The organism is Caballeronia sp. (genome assembly GCF_049581465.1).
Lineage (GTDB): Bacteria > Pseudomonadota > Gammaproteobacteria > Burkholderiales > Burkholderiaceae > Caballeronia.
Window position 1 is genome coordinate 1 of sequence record NZ_JBAUSA010001271.1, and the last position, 6561, is coordinate 6561.

Annotated in this window: 6 protein-coding genes; 4 read left to right on the top strand and 2 right to left on the bottom strand. The window is 61.7% G+C overall.

Features of this window, described 5'->3' with window-relative positions; all coding sequences use genetic code 11:
* From WCA53_RS30805 to WCA53_RS30815, 3 genes are all read left to right on the top strand, one after another.
* A partial coding sequence (locus tag WCA53_RS30805) for a beta-ketoacyl-ACP synthase (RefSeq protein WP_423920416.1) occupies positions 1–1158 on the top strand: 1158 nt, incomplete at its 5' end.
* Positions 1155–2408, top strand: a complete 1254-nt coding sequence (locus WCA53_RS30810; protein ID WP_423920419.1) for a beta-ketoacyl-[acyl-carrier-protein] synthase family protein — start codon at positions 1155–1157, stop codon at positions 2406–2408. The genes WCA53_RS30805 and WCA53_RS30810, both read left to right, overlap by 4 nt.
* A 36-nt stretch (positions 2409–2444) precedes the next feature.
* Positions 2445–3701 carry an NAD(P)/FAD-dependent oxidoreductase gene (locus WCA53_RS30815; protein ID WP_423920424.1) on the top strand — a complete coding sequence of 419 codons (1257 nt, stop codon included), beginning with the start codon at positions 2445–2447 and terminating at the stop codon, positions 3699–3701.
* Positions 3702–3771: 70 nt separating this feature from the next.
* Here WCA53_RS30815 and wrbA read toward each other — a convergent pair whose 3' ends face one another.
* Positions 3772–4374, bottom strand: coding sequence for an NAD(P)H:quinone oxidoreductase (gene wrbA, locus WCA53_RS30820; protein WP_423920429.1), 603 nt, complete (start codon positions 4372–4374; stop codon positions 3772–3774).
* A gap of 164 nt (positions 4375–4538) precedes the next feature.
* On the bottom strand, positions 4539–6008 hold the full coding sequence (locus tag WCA53_RS30825; protein WP_423920435.1) for an acetyl-CoA hydrolase/transferase family protein: 1470 nt from the start codon (positions 6006–6008) through the stop codon (positions 4539–4541).
* A gap of 311 nt (positions 6009–6319) precedes the next feature.
* Between WCA53_RS30825 and WCA53_RS30830 the strand changes: the two genes are divergently transcribed.
* Positions 6320–6508 carry a DUF2970 domain-containing protein gene (locus tag WCA53_RS30830; RefSeq protein ID WP_423920432.1) on the top strand — a complete coding sequence of 63 codons (189 nt, stop codon included), beginning with the start codon at positions 6320–6322 and terminating at the stop codon, positions 6506–6508.
* The last annotated feature ends 53 nt before the right edge of the window (positions 6509–6561 follow it).

Below are 6561 nucleotides of genomic sequence, written 5' to 3' on the forward strand. Positions count from 1 at the left end.
GCCGTGCTCAGGAGCGGCCGCAATGCCGTGTGCCGGATGGACGAGTGGGACTTCTACGAGAACCTGCATACCCGGCTCGCGTGTCCGCTGCCCGGGTTTGTCGCCCCTGCACACTATCCGCGCAAGAAGACGCGCTCCATGGGTCTTGTGTCGCTCTATTCGGTGCGCGCCAGCGAACTCGCACTAGTCGATGCAGGATTAAGCGATGACGCGAGTATTGCGGACGGGCGCATGGGTGTGGCGTATGGATCGTCGTCGGGATCGGTCGAACCGATTCGCGCGTTCGGCTCGATGCTCGCTACCGGATCGATGAACGGCGTCACGTCAAATAGCTACGTACAGATGATGCCGCACACCACGGCCGTGAACGTCAGCCTTTTCTGGGACTTGAAAGGGAGAATTGTTCCAACCTCGTGCGCATGCGCCTCGGGTAGCCAGGCGATCGGCTTCGCGTACGAAACGATTGCCACAGGCAAGCAGACCCTAATGCTCGCGGGCGGGGCCGAGGAAATGTCAGGGCCGGCTGTCGCCGTGTTTGACACGCTCTATGCAACCAGCACGCGCAATGACGAGCCCCACCTCACGCCGCGCCCTTTCGATATTGCACGCGATGGTCTCGTGGTCGGCGAAGGAGCGGCCACGCTCGTGCTTGAGGAGTATGAGCACGCGGTGGCGCGTGGTGCCCGAATTCATGCGGAGATCGTGGGCTTCGGCTGCAATTCCGATGGTGCGCACATCACGCAACCGACGGCGCATACCATGGCCCTCGCCATGCAACTTGCGTTGCGCGACGCGAACCTTCCCGCCGACGCGATTGCGTACGTGAACGCGCACGGCACGTCCACGGATCGTGGCGATATTGCTGAAAGTCACGCGACCGCGCAGACGTTCGGCGCAAGCATGCCGATCAGTTCGCTCAAGAGTTATGTCGGGCATACGCTCGGCGCCTGTGGCGCGCTTGAGGCGTGGTGGACGATCGAGATGATGAAGCGCAACTGGTACGCGCCCACGCTGAACCTGACGAACGTCGATCCGGCCTGTGCGCCGCTCGACTACATCATGGACACGGGGCGCACGATCGACGCCGAGTATGTGATGAGCAACAACTTCGCGTTCGGCGGGATCAATACGTCGCTGGTTTTCAGGCGCGTGCGATGAGCGTCGCAAGGCAGCGCGGCATGTCGCGCGTGGTCGTGACCGGCATGGGGATCGTATCTTGCCTCGGCAATTCGCTCGACGCGGTATCGGCGAATTTGCGCGCGGGCCGTTCCGGCATCACACGTGTGGACGCTTGGCGCGAGCGCGGCTTTGCATCGCAAGTCGCGGGCGTGGCATCGCTCGCGGGTGAGGCTCCGTTTGAACGCAAGCTGGAACGCTTCATGGGTGACACCGCGCGCTTCGCTTGCCATGCGGCACGCAACGCCATTGAAGATGCGCAGCTCGATTCGCGCGCACTGCGAAGTCCTCGGGCCGGCGCGGTGATCGGCTCGGGCGTCGGCACGTTGTCCACCTACGAGGCGGCGATTGCCATCGCCCATGCGCGCGGCGTCGACAAAGTGCCGCCCTATACCGTGCCGCAGACAATGAGCAGCACCGCGTCGGCGAACGTGTCGCAGGTCTTCGGAATTGAAGGCGCGACTTACTCGCCGTCGTCGGCCTGCACGACTTCGGCGGTCGCGATCGGCCAGGCGATGCAACTGATCCAGACCGGCCGCCAGGACATTGTGCTCGCGGGTGGCAGCGAGTCGCTGCACGACAACGTGACCCTGATGTTCGACGCAATGGGTGCCTTGTCGCGACGATTCAACGACACGCCCGCACACGCATCACGTCCCTACGATACCGCGCGCGACGGCTTCGTGATCGCGTCAGGCGCAGGCGTGCTGGTGCTTGAATCATTGGAGCACGCGGTGTCGCGTGGCGCGCGCATTTATGCCGAGCTCACCGGCTTCGGTCATTGCACCGATGGCACGGGGATGGTCACGCCGCATGCGCCCGGCATTGCCCGCGCAATGCGTAGCGCACTCGACGAAGCGGGCACACGCCCCGGTTATATCAACGCGCATGCACCGTCCACCCAGCTTGGCGACCTGGAAGAAGTACGCGCGTTTTCCGCCATTTTCGGCGACGGGGACGCTGAAGGAATTCCGCCGTTTTCATCGACGAAAGGATTGTCCGGCCATCCGCTCGGCGCGTGCGGTGCGCATGAAGCGATCTACACGCTATTGATGATGCGCGACGGCTTCATGGCCGGAACCGGAGAGATCGAATTACCCGATCCGTGCATCGAGGGCATGGCCCTTATACGTACATCGCGCGACGCGCGTATCGACACCGCGATGTCGGTTTCATTCGGGTTCGGCGGCAGTTGCGCAAGCCTGGTGTTCGACGCCTGGATGGGCGTCTGAGTTGTCGTTCAACCGTACATACACCATGAGGTTTCATTGAATACCCACCCGTTGAATCAACGCGCGTCCGATGTCGATGTCGATGTCGCCATCATTGGCGCGGGTCCGTCGGGCGCTGTCGCCGCCGCATTGTTGAGAAAGGCCGGCCGCTCGGTGCTCGTGCTTGAGCGCCAGCATTTTCCGCGCTTCTCAATCGGCGAAAGCCTGTTGCCGCAGAGCATGGTGTACCTGGAAGAAGCCGGCATGCTGCAGGCTGTTATCGAAGCAGGATTCCAGTACAAGAACGGCGCGCATTTCGTCTGGCGCGACCAGTCGTCGTCGTTCGATTTCCGCGACAAGCATTCGTCCGGGTGGGGCACGACGTATCAGGTCGAGCGGGCCGTGTTTGACGACCTGCTGATTCGATGCGCCGCGGAACAGGGGGCGGTCGTTCGTTTCGGCCACACCGTCCACGCCATGCAACCCGGCGCCGCTCCTACGCTCGACGTAACGGATGAAGCGGGCGATGCCTACCAGGTGCGAGCGCAATTCGTGCTCGACGCGAGTGGCTTTGGCCGCGTCCTGCCACGCTTGCTGGACCTTGAAACATCGACCCGCATGCCGTCCCGCGCGGCGATCTTCACGCACGTTCGCGACGGCATTGCGCCCGGCGTTACGGATCGCAACAAGATCTGCGTGGCCACTCATCCCGAGCACCGCGATGTCTGGTACTGGATGATCCCGCTGGCAAACGGCCGTTCGTCCGTTGGATGCGTCGCGCAAGCGTCTTTCCTCGACTGTCCCGAAGCTGAACGGGAGGCCAAGCTGCGCGCGCTTATCCGGCAGGAACCGACGCTCGGTGCGTTGATCGGCGACGCGCCGTTCCTGATGCCTGTCAATCATATCGGCGGCTATTCGGCGAACGTCGAGTGGCTGCACGGCCCAGGCTATGCCTTGCTCGGCAACGCGGGCGAGTTTCTCGATCCCGTGTTTTCGTCAGGTGTGACGATCGCGCTGCGTTCCGCGCATCTCGCTGTGCAGACGCTCAAGCGCCAGTTCGCCGGCGAGGCAGTCGACTGGCGGGCGGAATACGACGTGCCGCTGCGCAAGGGTATCGATACATTTCGTGCGTTTGTCGAGCGCTGGTACACGGGCGAGTTGCAGGACATCATTTTCTATCCGCACCAGACACCGCAGATCCGGCGCATGGTTTGCGCCGTGCTCGCAGGCTACGCGTGGGACGAGTCCAATCCGTATGTCGCGGACCCCGTGCGCAGGCTGACCGCGCTGCATGAGTTTTGCAAAAGCGCTTGAGTCCGGCGCTCAGGAAAGCGTACCGCCATGCGAGTTCGGCATAGCGGCAGCGCTCGCTAAAGAGAGGGGGCTACCGGTTAAGCTTGACGACGATTTCGGCTACATGCTTGCCCTGGAACCGGGCGATGGCCAGTTCGTTGTCGCTCACCTGACGCTTGCCGTCCGTGCCTGCCAGGGTCGACGCCCCGTAAGGCGAGCCACCCGTAATCTCGGTCATGTTGACCAGCCCGCTACAGGAGTAAGGCACCCCGACGATGACCATGCCTTGGTGCAGCAGGGTGGAATGAAAAGACGTGATCGTGGTTTCCTGGCCGCCATGCTGCGTTCCTGTCGACGTAAACACGCTGCCGACTTTTCCAACGAGTAATCCTTTCACCCATAGGCCGCCCGTCTGGTCGAGGAAGTTTCGCATCTGCGCGGCCATGTTGCCGAACCGCGTAGGGGTGCCGAAGATGATGCCGTCGTAGTTCGCCAATTCGTCAGGAGTCGCGACGGGCGCCGGCTGGTCGAGCTTCACGCCGTGCTTGGCGGCTATCTCTTCGGGAATCGTTTCCGGGACGCGCTTCACGGTGACTTCGACGTTTGGAACCGACCGGGCGCCTTCCGCCTCCGCAGCCGCCATCGTTTCGATGTGGCCATACATCGAGTAGTAGAGCACCAATATCTTTGCCATAGCTTTCTCCAGGAAGGACCTGCGCGTTTGCTCAGGTGGGTTGCAGTTGACAACGCATCTACCACTTTTAGACCTGCTTATCGTATTTCGGTCCCGCCGTCTTGCCGTCTTGCCGGCGAGCGTTAGCGACTCGTATGACGAGACTGCAAGCAATCCCGTCGGCATCAGGCGAGCATCGATCCCGTGTCGATAAACCGCTGGTGCCAGGACAGTGCCTCGCCCGGCAGCGAAGGGGCATGCTGGCCGTAGGAGTGTTCCTTGGCGCGCTGGAAGTACTCGGCCAACGCGCTCCGATAATCGGGATGCGCACAGTTCTCGATGATTACCTTGGCGCGCTGCTTGGGCGATAGACCCCGCAGATCGGCCAGGCCCTGTTCGGTCACGATCACCTGCACGTCCTGCGTGATGTGGTCGACATGGCTCGCCTGCGGCACGATCGCGGAAATCTTCCCGCCCTTAGCGATGGATGGCGTCATGAAGATCGAGACGTAGGCATTGCGGGCAAAATCGCCTGAACCCCCAATGCCGTTCTGGATTCGCGATCCCATGATATGAGTTGAATTGACGTTGCCGTATATGTCGGCTTCGATCAGGCCGTTCATGGCAATGCAGCCCAGGCGCCGGATCAGCTCCGGATGATTGCTGATCTCCTGCGGGCGCAGGATCATCTTGTTTTGGAAACGCGCCATGTCGGCGTTAAGCCGGGCAGCAGCCTCTGGGCTGAGTGAAAAGGCGGTAGCGGACGCCATGCGCAGCTTGCCTGCGCTAAGCAAGTCCAGCATCCCATCCTGGATCACTTCGGTGTAAGAGGTCATGTTCTCGAACGGGCTGTCCAGGAGCCCGGTGAGGACTGCGTTCGCGATGTTGCCCACGCCGGACTGGATCGGCAGCAGCGAGGCCGGCAGGCGGCCCTTGGCGACCTCGTGACGCAGGAATTCCAGAAGATGCCCCGCTATGGCTTGCGCCACCTGGTCAGGCGGCGCAAACGGGAGATTTCGGTCGGGCGCGTGGGTCTCGACAATCGCGACGATCTTGTCGGGGTCGCATCGAAAATAGGGCTCGCCAATGCGGTCGTCCGGACGCACGAGCGGAATAGGGACGCGGTTGGGCGGAAGCGCGGTGCCGTAATAGATGTCGTGCATCCCTTCGAGCGCCTCATGCTGCCAACTGTTGACTTCCAGGATCACATGCTGAGCCCGGTCGAGCCACGTCTTGTTGTTGCCGACAGACGAGGAGGGAATGAGCGCGCCATCGGGCCGGATGCCGGTGATTTCGATCACCGCGGTGTCGAGCGGACCCAGGAAGCCCTGCCATGCCATCGGCGCCACCTGGCTCAGATGCATGTCGAAATATTCGATCTCGCCGCGATTGATCTTTTCGCGGACGATCGGGTCGGAGTTGTAGGGCAAGCGGAACTCGATGCCGTCCGCCGCGGCAAGCGCGCCGTCCAGCTCCGGGCCAGTCGATGCGCCCGTCCACACGCGCACGCGGAACGGGTTGCCGGCGCTATGTTCAGTCTTGATTTTTGCGGCGAGCGCTAGCGGTACGGCCTTGGGATAGCCAGACCCCGTGAAGCCGCTCAGCCCGACGGTACTACCCGATGTTATGAGCGATGCTGCACTCTCGGCGCTCATCACCTTGGGCAGTAGTTTGCTACAACCGATTCGCTTTGAGTCAGTCACGCTAGCCTCCGCGCTTTTCCTGCATTGTTCTGCCTTTACAGGCAGAAAAATTGTCGCACGTCCCATAGTAAAGGAAAACCAGTTTCAGGCCTGGCCATTGCCTATCACGCGCATATTTCGTGCTCATCGACGAAGCCGCCTGGGTGTTTACGCGAACTGCTGCTGCGATATTCTCGTCAACTGCTGCTGTTGTCGGACTAACTGAAAGCGCATTATCAGATGCAACAGAGGCCGATCCCTCGTTCGGCATTTAGGGGTAAATCATGAGTTTTCTGAGAATGCTGCGAATCGTGTTGTGGAGCTTCTTTGGGGTGCGCAAGTCCGCGTCGCATGAGGAAGACTTTGGAGCGATCAAGTTGCCGCTTTTACCCTTTATAGCGGTCGGGCTTGCGGCCTCGTTCGGTGGATTGCTTTTTGGACTGGCGAGGTTGGCGGTCGTTGCGGCGCATTGACCACCCAAGCGAGTGCTGCCGCGTGCGGCGTTCTGATCGACACGGATCGGGGC